This window comes from Mycobacterium sp. SMC-19, from assembly GCF_045310815.1.
In the GTDB taxonomy this organism is placed as follows: Bacteria; Actinomycetota; Actinomycetes; order Mycobacteriales; family Mycobacteriaceae; genus Mycobacterium.
The window spans coordinates 58,523-76,875 of the sequence record NZ_JBJIAM010000008.1; the positions used below are offsets into that span (position 1 = coordinate 58,523).

Annotated in this window: 14 protein-coding genes; 7 read left to right on the forward strand and 7 right to left on the reverse strand. The window is 67.2% G+C overall.

The window, feature by feature from the left end:
- Window positions 1–47 precede the first annotated feature (47 nt).
- Window positions 48–3,002 carry an RND family transporter gene (locus ACJH5R_RS17705; protein WP_406756637.1) on the reverse strand — a complete coding sequence of 985 codons (2,955 nt, stop codon included), beginning with the start codon at window positions 3,000–3,002 and terminating at the stop codon, window positions 48–50.
- Window positions 2,999–3,445, reverse strand: a complete 447-nt coding sequence (locus ACJH5R_RS17710) for an MmpS family transport accessory protein (RefSeq protein WP_406756638.1) — start codon at window positions 3,443–3,445, stop codon at window positions 2,999–3,001. The genes ACJH5R_RS17705 and ACJH5R_RS17710 overlap by 4 nt, the downstream gene beginning before the upstream one ends.
- A 123-nt stretch (window positions 3,446–3,568) precedes the next feature.
- On the opposite strand from ACJH5R_RS17710, the gene ACJH5R_RS17715 reads away from it, so the two are divergent.
- Window positions 3,569–4,186 carry a TetR/AcrR family transcriptional regulator gene (locus tag ACJH5R_RS17715; RefSeq protein ID WP_406756639.1) on the forward strand — a complete coding sequence of 206 codons (618 nt, stop codon included), beginning with the start codon at window positions 3,569–3,571 and terminating at the stop codon, window positions 4,184–4,186.
- Window positions 4,187–4,481: 295 nt separating this feature from the next.
- On the opposite strand, the gene ACJH5R_RS17720 is transcribed toward ACJH5R_RS17715, so the two are convergent.
- Window positions 4,482–4,931: a hypothetical protein gene (locus ACJH5R_RS17720; RefSeq protein ID WP_406756640.1), complete on the reverse strand. Its 450-nt coding sequence runs from the start codon at window positions 4,929–4,931 to the stop codon at window positions 4,482–4,484.
- Between the two features lie 53 nt (window positions 4,932–4,984).
- Window positions 4,985–5,626: a class I SAM-dependent methyltransferase gene (locus ACJH5R_RS17725; RefSeq protein ID WP_406756641.1), complete on the reverse strand. Its 642-nt coding sequence runs from the start codon at window positions 5,624–5,626 to the stop codon at window positions 4,985–4,987.
- 54 nt (window positions 5,627–5,680) lie between these two features.
- Here ACJH5R_RS17725 and ACJH5R_RS17730 point away from each other — a divergent pair, with 54 nt between their 5' ends.
- The 4 genes from ACJH5R_RS17730 (at window position 5,681) to ACJH5R_RS17745 (ending at window position 12,872) form a co-directional block, all read left to right on the forward strand.
- Window positions 5,681–6,481, forward strand: a complete 801-nt coding sequence (locus tag ACJH5R_RS17730) for a rhomboid family intramembrane serine protease (RefSeq protein WP_406756642.1) — start codon at window positions 5,681–5,683, stop codon at window positions 6,479–6,481.
- A gap of 146 nt (window positions 6,482–6,627) precedes the next feature.
- Window positions 6,628–8,703 carry an acyltransferase family protein gene (locus tag ACJH5R_RS17735; protein ID WP_406756907.1) on the forward strand — a complete coding sequence of 692 codons (2,076 nt, stop codon included), beginning with the start codon at window positions 6,628–6,630 and terminating at the stop codon, window positions 8,701–8,703.
- Between the two features lie 142 nt (window positions 8,704–8,845).
- Complete coding sequence (gene car, locus ACJH5R_RS17740) at window positions 8,846–12,367, forward strand: carboxylic acid reductase (protein WP_406756643.1); 3,522 nt, start codon at window positions 8,846–8,848, stop codon at window positions 12,365–12,367.
- A gap of 328 nt (window positions 12,368–12,695) precedes the next feature.
- Entirely contained in the window at window positions 12,696–12,872 is a 177-nt protein-coding gene (locus ACJH5R_RS17745; protein WP_406756644.1) for a hypothetical protein, read from the forward strand.
- Between the two features lie 84 nt (window positions 12,873–12,956).
- Here ACJH5R_RS17745 and ACJH5R_RS17750 read toward each other — a convergent pair whose 3' ends face one another.
- The 3 genes from ACJH5R_RS17750 to ACJH5R_RS17760 are packed head-to-tail and all read right to left on the reverse strand — an operon-like array spanning window position 12,957 to window position 16,375.
- On the reverse strand, window positions 12,957–13,712 hold the full coding sequence (locus ACJH5R_RS17750) for a L,D-transpeptidase family protein (protein WP_406756908.1): 756 nt from the start codon (window positions 13,710–13,712) through the stop codon (window positions 12,957–12,959).
- A gap of 48 nt (window positions 13,713–13,760) precedes the next feature.
- Complete coding sequence (locus ACJH5R_RS17755) at window positions 13,761–14,243, reverse strand: hypothetical protein (RefSeq protein ID WP_406756645.1); 483 nt, start codon at window positions 14,241–14,243, stop codon at window positions 13,761–13,763.
- Window positions 14,244–14,263: 20 nt separating this feature from the next.
- A complete protein-coding gene (locus tag ACJH5R_RS17760; RefSeq protein ID WP_406756646.1) occupies window positions 14,264–16,375 on the reverse strand; it encodes an elongation factor G-like protein EF-G2 in 2,112 nt (703 codons plus the stop codon).
- A 173-nt stretch (window positions 16,376–16,548) separates the two neighbouring features.
- Between ACJH5R_RS17760 and ACJH5R_RS17765 the strand changes: the two genes are divergently transcribed.
- Together ACJH5R_RS17765 and ACJH5R_RS17770 are read left to right on the forward strand one after the other, a co-directional pair.
- Window positions 16,549–17,595: a S1C family serine protease gene (locus ACJH5R_RS17765; protein WP_406756647.1), complete on the forward strand. Its 1,047-nt coding sequence runs from the start codon at window positions 16,549–16,551 to the stop codon at window positions 17,593–17,595.
- A 17-nt stretch (window positions 17,596–17,612) separates the two neighbouring features.
- The gene (locus ACJH5R_RS17770) at window positions 17,613–18,290 is read left to right on the forward strand and encodes a YoaK family protein (protein ID WP_406756648.1); all 678 of its coding nucleotides are present in this window, start codon (window positions 17,613–17,615) and stop codon (window positions 18,288–18,290) included.
- Window positions 18,291–18,353: the final 63 nt, after the last annotated feature.

Consider the following 18,353-nt stretch of genomic DNA (forward strand, 5'->3'; position numbering starts at 1 on the left):
AGATAAATTAAGAAAAATAAGAGTATCTTGGCGTAACAGTAAGATTCTTAGCTCGCGGGGATCGGCGATGCCGGTTCGAGCGCCGGCGATTCCGGCGCGAGCGTGAAGGTGCCTTCACGCTCGTCGTCTAACGTGCGGCCAACTTCACGCTCGGCGGGGTGGGCGGCCGGTTCCGGGGCCGGGCGGCGGTGCACATTGATCGGCCACCAGAACCACCTGCCCAGCAGCGCCGCGATCGACGGGGTGATCAGGCTGCGGACGATGAACGTGTCGAACAGCAGGCCCAGCCCGATGGTGGTGCCGATCTGCCCGACCGACCGCAGGTCGCTGGCGATCATCGCGATCATCGTGAAGGCGAACACCATGCCGGCTGCTGTCACCACCTTGCCGGTGGCGCCCATCGCCCGGATCAGTCCGGTGCGCAGACCCGTCGCAGATCCGCTGTTGATCTCCTCCTTCATCCGCGAGACCACCAGCAGGTTGTAGTCGGAGCCCACCGCCAGCAGCACGATCACCGACATCGCGATCACCAGCCACTGCAGCTCGATACCGAACACGTACTGCCACAGCAACACCGACAATCCGAACGAGGAGGCCAGTGACAGCACCACGGTCCCCACGATCACGATCGAGGCCACCAGGGCCCGGGTGATCAGCAGCATCACCACGAAGATCAACACGATGGCCGCGATCGCTGCGATCAGCAGGTCATAGTGCGCCCCGGTCTGGATGTCGGCGTAGGTGGCGGCAGTGCCGCCCAGGTAGAACTTCGCCTTGGCCAGCGGCGTGCCCTTGACGGCTTCCTTGGCGGCCTGCAGCTCGGCGCCGACGTGCGAGATCCCGTCGACGGTCGCCGGGTCGGTGTCGTGGGTGATCAGAATGCGTGCGGCCTGGCCGTCCGGCGACATCATCAGCTCCATCCCGCGCTGAAAGTCGGGACTGTCGAACGCCTCCGGCGGCAGATAGAACATGTCGTCGTTGCGGGCGTCGTCGAACACCTGGCCCATCACCGCAGCGGTGTCGGTCATCTGCTCCAGCTGGGTCACCACCTGGCTGAAGCTGCTGTGCATGGTCAGCATCAGGTCGCGCATGTTGGTGGTGATGGCGATCATCGGCGGGATCTGGTCGGCGATCGCCGGCGTGATCTCATCGACGCGGTCCAACTGACCGGCCAATGCCGCGGTGTTCTCCGCCAGCTTGTCGAAACCGTCGGTGGCGTCGAACATCGAGCGGAAAGCGTTGCACACACCGATGTTGAAACAGTGCGGCTCCCAATAGAAATAGTTGCGCAGCGGCCGGACCTCGTCGTCGAAGTCGGCGATGCGGTCCCGGACTTCCTCCATCGTGCCCTGCATATCGTGGGCGGCCTCGTCGGTGCCGTGGGTGGCATCGGAGAGTTGCACGGTCAGTCCGTGTAGCCGGTCCATCACCGTGATCATCGAGGAGAGCTGGTCGGCCATCGTCTGGGTGTCGTCGAGGCGAGCCTTGAGGAACTGCAGGTTCTCCCGCATCGTCACGCCTTGTGCGCTGATCTGAAACGGCACCGATCCATGTTCCATGGGTGGTCCCAGCGGCCGCGTGATGCTTTGCACCCGCTCGATGCCCGGCACCCGGAAGATGTTGCGTGCGATTCGGTCCAGCACCAGCATGTCGCGGGGATTGCGCATGTCGTGATCGGACTCCACCATCAACATGTCGGGGTTCATCCGCGCGGAGCTGAAGTGCTTCTCGGCTGCGGCATAGCCGATGTTGGACGGGACGTCGGCCGGGATGTAGTGCCGGTTGTCATAGCTGGTCTGATAGCCGGGCAGCACCAGGACGCCCACGGCCGCAATTGCGATGGCGGCGGCCAGAATCGGCAGTGGCCAGCGCACCACGGCGGTGCCCACCTTGCGCCATCCGCCGGTCTTGGTGGCCTGCTTAGGGTCCAGCAGTCCGAATCGGCTGCTGACCGCAAGTACCGCTGGAGCGAAGGTCAGCCCCATCGCCAGGATGGTGAACATGCCCAGCGCACACGGCACCGCCAGGGTGTTGAAGTAGTTCAGCCGGGTGAAGTGCAGGCACAGCATCGCCCCGGCGATGGTCAGGCCGGAGCCCAGGATGACGTGGCTGACGCTGGACAGTGTTGTGTTCTGCGCGGTTTGGCGCTCCTCGCCGGCATTGCGTGCCTCGTGGTAGCGGCCGATCAAAAAGATCCAGTAGTCGGTACCGGCCGCGATGGCCAGCGCGGTGAGGATGCTGACCACGAAAGTCGAGATCGCGAAGACGTGGGAGTTGCTCAGCACCGCGATCAGGCCACGGGCCACACTCATCTCGGTGACAACCACCAGCAGTCCGATCAGTGTGGTCGCGATCGACCGGTAGACCACCAGCAGCATCACCGCGATGACGGCCATGGTGATGCCGGTCATCTTCACCATCGAGGCGTCGCCGGCCTCGTTGGTGTCGGCGACCAGGGCCGCCTGCCCGGTCACATAGGAGCGCAGTCCGGCCGGCGGGTCGGATTCCTCGACGATGTCGCGCACCGCGTCGACCGATTCCACGCCCTGCGCCGAACCCTGGTTGCCCGCCAGGTGCACCTGCACGTAGGCGGCCCGGCCGTCTTCACTCTGCGAGCCCGCCGAGGTGACCCGGTCACCCCAGAAGTCCTGCACGTGTTCGACGTGCACGGTGTCGGCTTGCAGCGTCGCCACCAGCCGGTCGTAGTAGCGGTGGGCGTCCTCTGCCAACTCGGCATCGCTCTCCAGCACGATCATCAGCACGCTGTCGCTGGTGAACTCACCGAATTTCTCGCCGATGTGCTTCATCGCCATCACCGACGGCGCGTCCTGCGGGGAGAGCGAGACGGCGTTGCGCGCGCCGACGACCTCCAGTTGCGGAACCAGCAGATTGGTCGCTGCCGCCGCGGCGAGCCAGAACAGGATGATCGGGATGGCGCACGCGCGGATCAGCCGCGGGAACCACGGAGCTCCTGTGCCGACGGGGGTGTGGTGGCCGCTCATGCCGCTTTCACCACGCAGAACGTCGCGGCGTTGTGGCCGTCGGCCTGGTGTTCGTCGCGCAGTTCGCCGTTGACGGTGATCCGGCAGCCCAGCTCGCGGCTGTCGCCCTGGGCCATGACGTTGGCGAACACGCTCGGTTGCGTGGTGGTCAACGTCAGCGACCAGGGCAGCGAGTGGAACTGGGCTTCCTGGGACTGCGCGCGCTCGTCGACGTAGCTGACCATGCCCGACGTCGACTCGGGGCCGTAGAGCTCGTAGGTGACGTACTTCGGCACTGTGGAGACGATTTCGCCACCGGTGCCGCCGGCGACCGCCGCCCCGTCCGCGCCGAAGACGCCGTGGAACCGGTAGATGACCAGCCCACCGATCGCGGCGACCGGGACGATCACCAGCACGATCCACAGTCGCTCAAGCGGCCCGCGAAGCTTCTTCATTGCGCTCATGACCGTTAACCTTACGACCGTAAAGAAACGAGTGTAAAGTTAAACAGTGCCAGCTCACACTTGCGCGCGAGATGTTATGCAGAACGCAAGTGAGGACAGCTAACAAACCGTTAGGATCACCGCGTGCCCACTCCCCCTCGTCGGCGCAATTTGCGAGGCCACGGCGCGCTGCTGCGCGACGAGATCCTGGCTGCCGCTGTTCGGGTCATCGACGGCGCGGACAGCGAAGCCGAGGTTTCGCTGCGCGGCATCGCCCGCGAGGCCGGCATCGCCGCACCTTCGGTGTATGCGCACTTCGACCATCTGGACCGGGTGCTCGAGGCAGTCACCGAGTCGAGCTGGGTTCAGGTCTCCGACGAGATCGCCGAGCACGTCCAGCAGGCCACTGACCCGCGGGAACGCCTGCTCATCGGCTGTCGGGTGTATGTCTCGTTCGCGCAGCGCCATCCGCTGCGCTACGCGCTGATGACCCAGGACGGTCACGCCCCGCCGGCGGCCCGCCGCGCACTGGCCGTGGTGACCAGAGGATTGCTGGCCTGCCGGGGGGAGGCGCCGGATTCGGACTCGGATCCTGATTCGGACCGGATTGCCGCGGCGTTGTCGGTGGCACTGCACGGCGTCGCGATGCTGCACCGCACCGACGCCCCGAATCTGTGGCTCAGCGATTTCAGCACCGACGAGGTGATCGGAACGCTGGTTGACGGCGCCACCCTACTGCTGGCCGAGGCCGAACCCGTCTGAGTTGACGGTCATCGGTACCTGTCCGTCGCAGCGGCGCTATCCCGCAGACTTACAGGCGATTTTCATCGAATGCTCAGCTCAGGCGGCCATAGGCTTAGCCCGCCCTGAACTGGTGTTACGTGCGGTGCCGTTGACCGCCGGCCAAGATGTGGGACTGGCCGTCGGAGGCACCCTGCAGGACCTGACCTGATCGTCGCCTGATCCAGCCGCCCGGTCGAGTGGGAATTTGGCGACGCATCCACGGCGTGTCGCGTCGTGAGTTTCACACTCGCGCGTGGAGCCGGCGGCTGGAGCGTTAGCCGCCGCTCGGGGCTGGGCTCGGGGCCGGGGGCCGAGCCTGCGGGACGAAGCCTTTGAGCACATCGGGCAGGCCCACCGACTGCTGTGGCACCGGTGCACAGGTGGGCGGGCATTCGGTCAGCTGCCAGGTCTGGCAGCGGTCGGTCCGGAACGCGGTGTCGCTCGGCTCGATCAGCACGACTTGGGACTTCTTGGTCATCGCGCTGTCGAGGGTCTTGTCGCCGCCGATGCGGCGCCAGTAGCAGGCGGCGCCGTCACGCGGGCCGTCGGAGCGATAGGTGCCCGGCACGATGTCCTTGCCGACCGCGAAGGTGCCATCGCCGTCGATCACCTGCTTGGGCGCCGGCGGGGGAGGAGGGGCCGGATCGGCTCCGGCGATCCCGGCCGCAGTGCACCAGGTTGCCAGCGCGATCGCCGTCATCCCGGCCAGCTTCATCGATCTCATACCTAACGAAGGTACCGCGACGGAGCTGCGGGGGACGGGTCGTCGTCAGCTGGTTACGGCTTCACCCCGACCGTGATCAGGTCCGACACGACCAGTGTCCAGGCCGGACGGGCCACGCGATGCTGGTCGGGAACGGTAAAACCGGCGTCGGTGAACAGCGTGCGCATCTCACTGGGCGTCGGCTGGCGTGCCGGGTTCCACCGGATTCCGGTCAGCGTCTTGAGCGGATCGGACAGCCGGGGGCTCATCGCCGTGACCGCCACCATCCCGCCCGGCGCCAGCACCCGGTAGAACTCGCGCACCGCGGCCGGCTGGTTGAAGAAGTGAAACGCCGAGCTGGTGACCACCGCATCAAGCGCGCCATCTTCGAACGGCAGCTGCTCGGCGGGCCCGGTCAGCCACCGCACCCGCGACGAGCGCTCCCGTGCCTCGTTGAGCATGCCGTCGGACATATCCACCCCGTAGACCGCGTCCGGGGACAGCTCACGTTCGATGCGGTCGGCCAGGATGCCGGTGCCGCAGGCGATGTCGGCAACCCGGGCCGGCTGGTGCGACCGCAGCGCGGCGATCAGCTCGTCCTGGGCCGGACGGTAGACCCAACGCTGCAGAAATTGGGCGTCGTAGGCCGGAGCGGCGAAGCTCCAAAACCGGGTGACGACGTCATTGAACGCTTGGCGTGGAGCTTGGGACGACATGATGTGAAATCTACCGGCAGCGCCCCGGCAAACGTGCTCTGAGAGGGTATAGCCATGACCGTCTGCTACCGGCACCCCGATCGGGCCACCGCGCTGCGCTGCACCCGGTGTGACCGTTACATCTGCGGGGACTGCATGCGCAGCGCCGCCGTCGGCCAGCATTGCGTGGACTGCGCGCAGGCGGGCGGCACGCCGGTGCGCCGGGCGGCGCGGCCCCTGGTCCGCGCGGCCTCGGGAGCGCCGGTGGTCACCTACGGGCTGATCGCGCTGAGCGTGCTCGCCTTCCTGGCACAGCTGGCGTCGCGTGAGCTGGAGTCCGAGTTGGTGCTCTGGACACCGGCGGTGGCAGACGGGCAGATCTACCGCTTGCTGACGTCGGCGTTCCTGCACTACGGACCGATGCACCTGCTGCTCAACATGTGGGCGCTGTACGTGGTGGGCCCCGAACTCGAGGGCCTGCTCGGTCGGGTGCGATACAGCGCGCTATACCTGCTCAGCGCACTGGGCGGCTCGGTTGCCGTCTACCTGTTGGCACCGATCACCACCGCGACCGCCGGCGCTTCGGGCGCCATCTTCGGCCTGTTCGGCGCCACGCTGGTCATCGGGCGCCGTCTGCGGATGGACGTCCGCGCGGTGGGCGCGGTGATCGTGGTCAACCTGATCTTCACCTTCACCATTCCGCACATCAGCTGGCAGGGGCACGTCGGTGGTCTGATCACCGGGGTGCTGGTCGCGTTCGCCTACGTCTATCCGCCGCAGGCGAGCCGGACCCGGATCCAGGCGGCGGCCAGCCTTGCGCTGCTGGCACTGTTCATCGCGCTGATCTGGTGGCGCACTGCCGAATTGGTCTACTGATCGCGAGCGTGTCATCCGGCTGAGACGACCGCTCGCCCCCTAAGCTTTCGGTGGTCCACCAGCGAGAGGATCGACCAATCGGCGCCAACGGCGACCAAGATGACATGAGTCGACCGGCCGGGAACCGGACTCGCCAGGCCACCTCGATGCGCACCTCGGGTAAATCGCGCTGGGTTGCGCCGGCCCCGCGTGCCGCCCGGTTGACCACCGCGCGCGCCGCGGATCGGGTTCGGCGGGAGCGGCGACGCCCGGGCATTCACGCCCTGGACGGTCTGCGCGCGATAGCCGTCGCGTTGGTGTTGGCCGACCATGGCGGCATCCCCGGACTGTCGGGCGGGTTCCTGGGTGTGGACCTGTTCTTTGTGCTCAGCGGATTCCTGATCACCTCGCTGCTCATCGACGAGCTGGGCCGGACCGGCCGGATCGACCTCACCGGCTTCTGGATCCGGCGCATCCGCCGACTGCTGCCCGCTCTGGTGCTCATGGTGCTGACCGTCGCCATAGCCCACGAGCTGCTGCCGTCGGAGGCGGTGGTGGGCCTGCGCGAGGACGCGATCGCCGCCTTCTTCTGGGTAGCCAACTGGCGGTTCGTCGCTGAGCACACCGACTACTTCACCGAAGCCGGCACGCCGTCGCCGCTGCAGCACACCTGGTCGCTGGGCGTCGAGGAGCAGTACTACTTCTTATGGCCGCTGCTGCTGATCGCGATCGCGTTGCTGCTGGGGGCCCGCGCCCGGCGCCGCGGCGGGTGGGCCACCGTCGGCGGGGTGCGGCTGACGGTTTTCCTGTTGGCCAGCGCAGGGGCGGCGGCTTCGGCGACGGCCGCGGAGATGCTGGCCTCAGACGCCACCCGCGATCGCGTCTACTTCGGCACCGACACTCGTGCGCAGGCCCTGTTGATCGGTGCCGCGGCCGCGGCCCTGCTGGTGGGGGACTGGCCGGCGCTCACCGCGGGCTGGTCGGTGGTGCGCACCCGCCGCGCGCTGTGGGTCGCTCGCCTGCTGCCGCTGGGTGGGCTGGCCGTACTGGCGATGGCGGCCCACCGCGCCACCGGCACGGCCGCGGAGTTCCACGGCGGCCTGCTCACGCTGGTGGCCGTCGCTGCGATCGCGGTGATCGCCCCGATCGCGCTGCATCAGAGCGGTCTGGTCGCCCGGGCGTTGGCCTGGTCGCCGCTGGTGTGGCTGGGGACCATCTCCTACGGCGTGTACCTGTGGCACTGGCCGGTCTTCCTGGTCCTCAACGGGCAGCGCACCGGGTGGTCGGGGTGGGCGTTGTTCGCCGTGCGGTGCGCCGCCACGCTGCTGCTGGCGACGGTGTCATGGTGGGTCCTTGAGGAGCCGATCCGCCGCTGGCGGCCGGCGCGGGTGTCGCTGCTGCCGCTGGGGGCCGCCGTCAGCGGCACTGCGGTGGCAGTCACGGTGCTGGTGGTCCCGGTCGTCGAGCGTCCCACAGCCGAGAACGGTGTGACCCCGGATGTGGCCGCGGCCGCCGCGGTGTCCCCCTCGCCGCCTGCGCGGCTTTCGGAGGTCAAAAAGCCACCACCGCAGGCCGCGCGACGCGACCCCAACCGGCCGCGCACCGTGTCGGTGTTCGGTGATTCGATCGGCTGGACCCTGATGCACTATCTGCCGGACACCCCCGGTTACGACTTCATCGACCACACCGTCGTCGGCTGCAGCATTGTGCGCGCCGGGCCATACCGCTGGGCCGGCAAGGTCATCGACCAGGGCAAGGAGTGCGACGGATGGCCGGCGCGCTGGACTCGGCAGGTCAAGGCCGACCAGCCCGATGTCGTGCTGTTGTTCGTCGGCCGCTGGGAAACCGTGGACCGGGTCAACGAGGGTCAGTGGTCGCGCATCGGTGACCCGACCTTCGATGCCTATCTGACCGCGGAGCTGCGCCGTGCGCTCGACGTGCTCCAGGCCGCCGGCAGCCGGGTCGTGGTGACGACCGTGCCGTACAGCCGTTACGGTGAGCGGCCCGACGGCAGCCTGTGGCCTGAAGACAAACCCGAGCGCGTCGACCGCTGGAACGCCCTGCTGCGCCGGGAGGTCGCCGGGCGAGAAGCCGTCACGGTGATGGACCTGAACAAGAAGCTGGGGCCGGCAGGCACCTACACCGCCAAAGTCGACGGCATCAAGGTCCGCAGCGACGGCATTCACCTGACGCCCGAAGGGGTGAAGTGGCTGCTCCCGTGGCTGGAGGAATCGCTGAGCTGACGCTCACTGGCAAACAGCCGTGAGTGCAACGTCACACCAGTTCAGGGGTCCTAAATTAAGTTAGTTTTGCTAACGTAGTTTACATCGGCGCAGACCGCGCCCCTGAAAATCACTTTCACGAAATATCCGTTAGAGGTTCGATATGTCGCCTGTTTCCACCACCGCTGACGAGGAGCAACTCGCCCGCCGCATCGCCGACCTGGTCGCCACCGACCCGCAATTCGCCGCCGGTCGGCCCGACCCGGCCGTCGCCGCCGCTATCGAAGGGCAGTCGCGGCTGGCGCACATCGCCCGGACCGTCTTCGACGGCTACGCCGCCCGGCCGGCGCTCGGGCAGCGTGCCGTCGAGTACGTCACCGATCCGGCCACCGGTCGCAGCACCGCAGCCCTGCTGCCGCGCTACGAAACCATCACCTACGGAGAACTCGGTGAGCGCGTCCGCGCTGTGGCTGCCGCCCTGGCCGCCGGCGCCGTGCGGCCCGGTGACCGGGTTGCGGTGCTGGGCTTCACCAGCGTCGACTACACCGTCATCGACGTAGCGCTGGGCCAGATCGGTGCGGTCTCAGTGCCGCTGCAGACCTCGGCGGCGATCAACACATTGGTGCCGATCGTGACCGAGACCGAGCCCCGGGTAATCGCTGCCAGCGTTGACTCGCTGCCCGATGCGGTCGAGTTGGTGCTGACCGGTCCGGCCCCCACCCGCCTGGTGGTCTTCGACTACCACCAGCAGGTCGATGACCACCGCGAGGCGCTTGCCGATGCGCGGGCGCGGCTGGCCGGTGTCGAGGTGGTGGTCGAGCCGCTGGCCGACCTGCTGACCCGCGGTCACTCCCTGACCCTGCCGGCCCAGGCGCTTGCGGAAGCCGGCGACGACGCCAACCCACTGGCACTGCTCGTCTACACCTCCGGCAGCACCGGCGCCCCCAAGGGTGCGATGTACCCCGAGAGCAACGTGTCCCGGATGTGGGTGCGGTCGACCAAGAACTGGTTCGGCCCGACCGCCGTCTCGATCACGCTGAACTTCATGCCGATGAGTCACATCATGGGCCGAGGCATCTTGTACGGCACCCTCGGCAACGGCGGCACCGCCTACTTCAGCGCACGCAGCGACCTGTCCACCTTCCTCGAAGACCTCGCCCTGGTTCGCCCGACCGAACTGAACTTCGTCCCCCGGATCTGGGAGATGCTCTACCAGCACTTCCGCAGTGAACTCGATGGGGTGAGCGGAGACCGGGCCGCCGCCGAAGCGCAGGTCTTGGCGCAGATGCGCGCCGAACTGCTCGGCGGGCGGTGTGTGTTCGCGATGACCGGCTCGGCGCCGATCTCCGACGAGCTGCGGTCCTGGGTCGACCAGCTCACCGAGCAGCATGTGCTCAACGGCTACGGCTCCACCGAGGCGGGCATGGTGCTCTTCGACGGCGAAGTGCAGCGGCCGCCGGTTCTGGACTACAAGCTGGTCGATGTGCCGGATCTGGGCTATTTCGGCACCGACACCCCGCACCCGCGCGGCGAACTGCTGCTCAAGACCGAGAACCTGTTTCCCGGCTACTACAAGCGTCCCGAGGTGACCGCCGAGGTGTTCGACGCCGACGGTTACTACCGGACCGGTGACGTGGTCGCCGAGATCGCGCCGGACCACCTGGTCTACGTCGACCGGCGCAACAACGTGCTCAAGCTGGCCCAGGGCGAGTTCGTCACCCTGGCCAAGCTGGAAGCGGTGTTCGGCAACAGCCCGCTGGTTCGCCAGATCTACGTCTACGGCAACAGCGCGCAGCCCTACCTGCTGGCCGTGGTGGTCCCGACCCCGGAAGCTGCGGACCGCTTCGACTCCGACGCCGCCCTCAAGGCCGGGATCGCCGAGTCGCTGCAGCAGGTGGCGAAAGACGCCGACCTGCAGTCCTACGAAGTTCCGCGTGACTTCATCGTCGAGACCGAGCCGTTCACCCTGGAGAACGGACTGCTGACCGGGATTCGCAAGCTGGCCTGGCCGAAGCTGAAGGCGCACTACGGCGATCGCCTTGAGCGCCGCTACGCCGAGCTGGCCGAAGGGCAGGCCAGTGAGTTGAGCGAGCTGCGTCAGCACGGTGCTCAGCGTCCGGCGTTGGAGACCGTCAGTCGTGCCGCCGCGGCGCTGTTGGGCGCCTCGGCCGGCGACCTGGCCCCGGAGGCACATTTCACCGACCTGGGCGGCGACTCCCTGTCGGCGCTGACGTTCGGAAATCTGCTGCGCGACATCTTCGACGTCGACGTTCCGGTGGGCGTGATCGTCAGCCCGGCCAACGATCTGGCGGCCATCGCCGACTACATCACCGCCGAGCGCAACGGCTCCAAACGGCCGACTTTCGCCTCGGTGCACGGCCGCGACGCGGTCGAAGTGGCTGCCGCGGACCTGACCCTGGACAAGTTCCTCGACGAGGCGACCTTGGCCGCGGCACCGTCGCTGCCCGGCCCCTCCGAGCAGGTGCGCACCGTGCTGTTGACCGGCGCAACCGGCTTCCTCGGTCGCTACCTGGCGCTGGAGTGGTTGCAGCGGCTGGCCCCGGTGGACGGAAAACTGATCTGCCTGGTGCGTGGCAAGTCCGACGAGGATGCCCGCCGTCGGTTGGACAACGTCTTCGACAGCGGAGATGCGCAGCTGCTGGCCCGCTACACCGAACTGGCCGCCAAGCATCTCGAGGTGATCGCCGGTGACAAGGGTGAAGCGAATCTTGGTCTGGACCAAGAGGTTTGGCAGCGGTTGGCGGACACGGTCGACGTGATCGTCGACCCGGCGGCCCTGGTAAACCACGTGTTGCCCTACAGCGAACTGTTCGGGCCGAACGCGCTCGGCACCGCCGAGCTGATCCGGGTCGCGCTCACCAGCAAGATCAAGCCGTTCACCTACTTCTCCACAATTGGTGTGGGCGACCAGATTCCGCTGGGTCAGTTCACCGAGGACGCCGACGTCCGGGTGATGAGTGCGGTCCGGGCGATCAACGACGGCTACGCCAACGGTTACGGCACCAGTAAGTGGGCCGGCGAGGTGCTGCTGCGTGAGGCCAACGACCTGTGCGGCCTGCCGGTCGCGGTGTTCCGCTGCGACATGATCCTGGCCGACACCAGCTACGCCGGCCAGCTGAACCTGCCCGACATGTTCACCCGGATGATGTTCAGCCTGGTTGCTGCCGGGGTAGCGCCCGGTTCGTTCTACGAACTGAGCGCCGACGGTCAGCGACAGCGCGCGCACTACGACGGCCTGCCGGTGGAGTTCATCGCCGAGGCGTCCACCGCGCTGGGATCCTTCGCGAGCGGCGGGTTCACCACCTATCACGTGATGAACCCGTACGACGACGGTCTGGGGATGGACGAGTTCGTCGACTGGCTGATCGAAGCCGGTTACCCGATTCGGCGGATCGCCGACTACGGCGACTGGCTGCAGCGGTTCGAGACCACGCTGCGCGCGCTGCCGGAAAACCAGCGCCAGGCATCGCTGTTGCCGCTGCTGCACAACTACCAGAAGCCGCAGCCGCCGATCTGCGGATCGATCGCACCGACGGACAGGTTCCGGGCCGCGGTGCAGTCGGCCGGGATCGGGCCTGACCCCGAGCATCCCGACATCCCGCATGTCACGCCGGCGGTGATCGTCAAGTACGTCACCGACCTGCAACTGCTCGGGCTGCTCTGAGGGAAGCGCTGAATAGCGCTTGCTGCGAAGGGGTTTCGGGAAGGTGCTGGTCGCCGTCATGGGCGGCCGGCACCATCGGAACCCGTTTGCGTTTGACGGTCCCGTATTTCGATGACACCATGGTGAACAATGCCACGACATGCCCGTGTGTCCCGACCGGAAGGAGGTGAGGGCGAAGTGAGTTCTAGTGACGGTCCGCATCCGTATCCGTGTTCCACGATCGATCTGTACCTCACCGGTTCCGGCGCCTCCGTTGTGGCCTGAACCACGAGTTCCGCCGACCCGTACGGGTTGTGCCGGCCGGTGAGTTTCCCGGCAGGAGAAAATCATGGCTTTCATCACCATCAGTGTTCTGGCTCTCGACGGCTCGACGAACCACCAGGCGGGAAACCGCATGGTGAACCGGCTGCGCAACCGGATGGCCGCTCGTCGCGAAATGCGTCGTGAGCAGCGTGCTCAGCGCTACGTGGCGCACATGCCCACGGCGGTCCTCGGCGCCTGCTGACGCGGTGCGTCCCAGGCTAGAGCCAAGACAGTCGTAGACGCGGCGAGTTATCGCCGCGTCTACGACTGCCTTAGGCCTTAAGTGCTAGGCCTGCACGATGATTGGGTCGCCCAGGTGTACCGAGTTGAAATACCACGCGGCGTCGTCGGGACTGAGGTTGATGCATCCGTGGCTGACGTTCGAGTAGCCCTGTGAGCCCACCGACCAGGGGGCGGAGTGCACGTAGACGCCACTCCAGGTAACCCGAACGGCGTACTCGCCGTTGAGCAGGTAGCCCTCCGGGTCATTGAGTGGGATGCCGATGGTGCGCGAATCGAACTTGATGGTGCGCTCTTTCGACAGTGCGGTGAAGGACCCGACAGGCGTGGGGCGCTTGGGTTTACCCATGGACGCCGCCATGATTCGTTGGATCTCGCCGTTGACGCTGACGGTGAAGGTGTGGTCCGAGATATCGGCGAGCCCCACCACGGCGTCGCCGGTCTCGAAACCCGTTGACATCCCGTGCGCGTCGACGTCGATCTTGCTGTGCGGTGACCAGTAGCCATCCGGGACCCACTGCACGACATCGCTGCTCGTCCACTCGAAGTGGCCGGCATTATTGCCCGTGGAGTTGATGTGGATCCCACGTTCGGCGGCAGCCCGGTCCCCGACCGGTCCATTGAAGGTCACGATCACCGGGTAGGCCACCCCGACCACTGAGCCGGCGGCCGGCTCGATCGCCGCGACGGCCAGCCCCCGTGCCGGCGACGTCTGAGCCGCTTCGCTGATTCCGGCCGACGCCCCAACAGACACGAGTGCCAGGGCCATCGACCCGGCAATCGCCACAATTCCCCGCCTCACATTGCGCATGGCATCCATTGTGCCAACAGCTACGGCATCAGCGCAGGTTTAGCCGTCGTCCGACGCGGTGAGCAGGTCTCCCCAGGCGGCCTCGGTCCCGGTCGAGCCGATGTTGTGGATCGCCAACATCGACCCGCCGGCCAGCGCGATCACTGCGGTGACGATGCCCAGTCGCAGCAGTGAACCGACTTTGCTGCCGCGTGACAGCGCCACATGCAGTCCGGCCAGCAACGCCGCGGCGACGGCCAGGCCCAAGGCCATGTAGAGGCCGTACTCGCCGGCGGCCATGTGGGCGTCCAGCTCGGGTGACCCGGCGAACTTACCGGTGTCGGCCAGCCACTCGCCGGCAGTGACCGTCAGCGGCGTCACGAGCAGCGTGATGGCGGAAAACGTCACCACCAGCCAGACCAGTCGCCGCCGGGCCGCCGGCCATACCGCGCACACGATCAGCAGTATCGCGGTCAGTGGCACCAACGACACCACCACGTGCAGCAGTACGACGTGCGCGGGCAACCCGGCGATTGTCGACATGGACGTCCTCTCTCCGACGATCAGGCGGTGCTGGCAGCATGCGCGACCGCAGACTCCGGCAGCGGTTCATAGCGGGCGAAGCCGCGCGTGAAAGAACCGGCACCGTGGGTCAACGATCGCAGGTCGACTGCGTACCGGATGAGCTCGGTCTGGGGTACTTCGGCCTTCACACTTGTGCGGTCCGCACCGACCTTGTCGGTGCCCAGGACCCGGGCGCGGCGGGCGGACAGATCACCCATCACCGCGCCTACCAATTCGTCGGGGATCACCACGGTGACGTCGTCGATCGGCTCGAGCAGCCGCACCCTGCCGGTCGCCGCGGCGTCGCGTAGGGCGGCGGCGCCCGCCATCTGGAAGGCGAAGTCGGACGAGTCGACGCTGTGCGCCTTGCCGTCGATCAGGGTTACCCGGATGTCGACCACCGGATAACCGCCGCCGGCGTCGAGCGTCAGCCCGCGCTCCATCTGGGCGCGAATGCCCTTCTCCACGCTGGGGATGAATTGGCGGGGCACGGCTCCGCCGACCACGCGGTCGACGAACTCGAAGCCGGCGCCTTGAGTCACCGGCTCCACTTCGATGTCGCAGATCGCGTATTGGCCGTGGCCACCGGACTGCTTGACATGGCGGCCGTGGCCTTTGGCCTTGCTGGAGAACGTCTCTCGTAGAGCCACGCGCAGGGCTACGGTATCCACCGACACCGCGTAGCGGTGGGCCAGCGCATCAAGCACGATTCCCGAGTGTGCCTCGCCCATGCACCACAGCACCGTCTGGTGGGTTTCCGGGTTCCGCTCGATGCGCAGGCTGGGGTCCTCGGCGGCGAGCCGGGCCAACCCGACAGCCAGCTTGTCCTCATCGGTCTTGGCGTGCGGAATGACCGCGACCGGCAAGAGCGGATCCGGCATGGACCAGGGTTTGCACACCAGCGGTTCGTCCTTGCCCGACAGCGTGTCCCCGGTCTCGGCGTGGCTCAGCCGGCCGATGGTGCAGATGTCGCCGGCCATCACCACGGTGGTTGGACGCTGCTGCCTGCCGAGGGGAAACGCCAGCGTCCCGATCCGATCGTCTTCGTCATGGTCGGTGCGACCTGTCCCGTCGCCGAAGAATCCGGCGCAATGACCGCTGACATGAATCCCGCTGTCGGGCTTGATGGTTCCAGAAAACACCCGCACCAGGTTGACCCGGCCGAGGTAGGGGTCCGATGTTGTCCGGACGACTTCAGCCAACAGTGGCCCGTCCGGGTCGCAACTCAGCCCGGCACGAGCCACGCCGTTCGGGCTGAATACCTCCGGGAGCAGATGTTCCGGCGGCGCGGGAAAGCCGGTCGAGACGACCTCGAGCAATTCAGGGACGCCGATGCCGGTGCTGCCGCAGGCCGGGATGACCGGGAAGAACGAGCCGCGCGCCACGGCCCGCTCCAGATCCGCGGCGAGCACCGCGGGTTCGATCCGCTCCCCACCCAGGTAGCGGTCCAGCAGAGACTCGTCCTCCGACTCCTCGATGATCGCCTCGATCAGCGCGCCACGCTGCTGCTCGGCGTCGGGCAAATCGACGGATTCGGCTGCCAGCAACCCGATCACGCCGTCGCCCCGGCCCGGCGCGGGTAGATACAGCGGCAGCACCGTATCGCCGAACGCCGCCTGGGCCGCGGCCAGGCGGGCGGGGAAGTCGGCCCGTGCGTGGTCCAACTTGGTGACGACGACCGCGCGCGGCATACCGACCCGACTGCACTCCTGCCACAGCGTGGCAGTCGCGTCGTCGACGTCTTCGTTGGCCGCGATCACGAACAGTGTGCAGTCGGCGGCCCGCAACCCGGCACGCAGTTCTCCGACGAAGTCGGCGTAGCCCGGAGTGTCGATCAGGTTGATCTTGACGCCGTCGTGCTCCAACGAGGCGCACGCGACCCCGACCGAACGCTGCTGACGGAGTTCCGCGTCGTCGTAGTCGCAGACCGTGCTGCCGTCGGCGATGCATCCGGCTCGGGTCAAGACACCAGCGCTCACGAGCATCGCCTCGACCAGTGTGGTTTTGCCGGAGCCGGGTGGACCGACCAGCGCGACATTGCGGATGGCGGCCGGACTGGCCGCGGTCGGGGCGGAACCGGCGCCCCGTGCTGTTCCGGTCTTGTCTGCCATGGCAGCCTCCTCCGCAGATCAGCCTTCCCTCAACGGTCGCTGAGCACAAGAGTTGCGCCGCGGCGACGATTGCCCAGCCGGCGTATAGCGTTTGCCAGCCGGATTGGCGGTTCCGGTAAGCTGGGGATTCTTGTTTCGCGAGTCCCGCGGCACGACTGCAGGAGGTACGACGAATGAGCGGAGCGCATCGCCCTGTCCGGTGGCGGCTGCTCAGTGCGGTGACCGCGGCGATCGCCACGGCCGGGCTGGTGGCGGCGCCGGTCCAAGCGTCGCCTACTCTGCCCGCTTTTCCGCTCGACCCTGCGGCGATGATTGCGCAGGTCGGTCCTGCAGTGGTCAACATCGATGCCCAGATGGGCTACCAGAGCGCAGTCGGCGCCGGAACCGGGATCGTGTTGGACCCCGGCGGCGTGGTGTTGACCAACAACCACGTCATCGCCGGCGCCACCGGGCTCACGGCGGTCTCGGTTGCCAACGGCCAGACCTACGAGGTCGACGTGCTCGGCTTCGACCGCAGCCACGACGTCGCAGTACTGCAATTGCGCGGCGCCGGCGGCCTACCGGCTGCGAACATCGGCAACTCCTCGCGGGTCGCCATCGGTGACCCGGTGGTCTCGTTGGGCAACGCCGGCGGCCATGGCGGTGCGCCGACCGCGGTGCCGGGACGGGTCATCGGTCTGAACCAGACCGTCTCGGCCGCCGACGAGTTGACCGGCAGTACCGAGACCCTGACCAACATGATCAAGGCCGACACCGCGATCCGTCCCGGTGACTCGGGCGGTCCGATGGTGAACGCCGCCGGACAGGTGATCGGGATGAACACCGCGGCGTCGGACAACTACAAGTTCGCCCAACCGGGCGGCGAAGGCTATGCCATCCCGATCGACCAGGCGATGGCCATTGCCGGTCAGATCCGGGCCGGTATCTCGTCGAACACCGTGCACATCGGTGAGACCGCCTTTATGGGTGTCGGTGTGATCGACAACATCGGCGGCGCGCGGGTCGCCCAGGTGCTCGACGGCACCCCGGCCGCGGCCACCGGTATCGCCCGCGACGACATCATCACCTCGGTCAACGGCCGGCCGGTGAACTCGGCAACCGACCTGACCGACGTACTCGACCAGCGTCACCCGGGCGACACCGTCACGCTGACGTGGCGCAACCCGGGCGGCGGAGAACACAGCGCAACCGTGACCCTGGTTCCAGGTCCGGTCGGCTGACACATATTTAGGCGCGCGTGCTAGATAAACGCTATGGCAGTGAAGCAAGACTGTCGTGGGTTCTTGCTGGGCTTGCCGGGGTTCTGGCCGCCACGGCGTACACCCACTCCGAGGGGTACTTCGTCACCTTCATGACCGGCAACGCCGGGCGTGCGGCGCTGGGCTTGTTCACCGACAGCCAGTGGATGTCGATTTCCGCGGCCGCCCTGCTGGTGTCCTTCATCGCCGGCGTGGTGATCGCCTCGCTGTGCCACCGCCACATCTGGCGCAGCCGACCGCACGGCGCTTTGCGGCTGACCGGGGTGTCGCTACTGGCCGCCACCGTGACCGACTGGATCGAGGGCGGGCCCGCGCTGCCGGTCCCCCTCCTGCCGATCCTGCTCGTCGCGTTCGGGGTGGGCGCACTGAACACCACGTTCGTCCGCGATGGCGAAGTGTCGATCCCCTTGAGCTACGTGACCGGCACAGTGGTGAAACTGGGGCAGGGCATCGAGCGCCACATCAGCGGCGGCAGCATCCACGATTGGTTCTTCAATTTCATGCTGCTGACCGGATACATCTCCGGGGCGGTGGTCGGTGGCATCATCAGCGTGTTCGTCGGTGGTACCTGGATGTTGGCTACCGCCACGGTTATCTGCCTGATGGCCACCTGGTACAGCCACCGCTATGTCGACCGCCGCGGCTTGTGGCGCTGACCGCTCGCTCCTCCTAGTCCCGCGCCGAAGCCGTTTGCAGGTCCTTGTCTGCGAACGTCGGCT

Bases quoted from the DNA above. Each gene is read 5' to 3' on its own strand.
- ACJH5R_RS17705 (WP_406756637.1), bottom strand. From the start codon at position 3,002: ATGAGCGGCCACCACACCCCCGTCGGCACAGGAGCTCCGTGGTTCCCG.
- ACJH5R_RS17735 (WP_406756907.1), top strand. From the start codon at position 6,628: ATGCGCACCTCGGGTAAATCGCGCTGGGTTGCGCCGGCCCCGCGTGCC.
- ACJH5R_RS17765 (WP_406756647.1), top strand. From the start codon at position 16,549: ATGAGCGGAGCGCATCGCCCTGTCCGGTGGCGGCTGCTCAGTGCGGTG.
- ACJH5R_RS17720 (WP_406756640.1), bottom strand. From the start codon at position 4,931: ATGAGATCGATGAAGCTGGCCGGGATGACGGCGATCGCGCTGGCAACC.
- ACJH5R_RS17710 (WP_406756638.1), bottom strand. From the start codon at position 3,445: ATGAGCGCAATGAAGAAGCTTCGCGGGCCGCTTGAGCGACTGTGGATC.
- ACJH5R_RS17760 (WP_406756646.1), bottom strand. From the start codon at position 16,375: ATGGCAGACAAGACCGGAACAGCACGGGGCGCCGGTTCCGCCCCGACC.
- car (WP_406756643.1), top strand. From the start codon at position 8,846: ATGTCGCCTGTTTCCACCACCGCTGACGAGGAGCAACTCGCCCGCCGC.
- ACJH5R_RS17730 (WP_406756642.1), top strand. From the start codon at position 5,681: ATGACCGTCTGCTACCGGCACCCCGATCGGGCCACCGCGCTGCGCTGC.
- ACJH5R_RS17725 (WP_406756641.1), bottom strand. From the start codon at position 5,626: ATGTCGTCCCAAGCTCCACGCCAAGCGTTCAATGACGTCGTCACCCGG.
- ACJH5R_RS17745 (WP_406756644.1), top strand. From the start codon at position 12,696: ATGGCTTTCATCACCATCAGTGTTCTGGCTCTCGACGGCTCGACGAAC.
- ACJH5R_RS17755 (WP_406756645.1), bottom strand. From the start codon at position 14,243: ATGTCGACAATCGCCGGGTTGCCCGCGCACGTCGTACTGCTGCACGTG.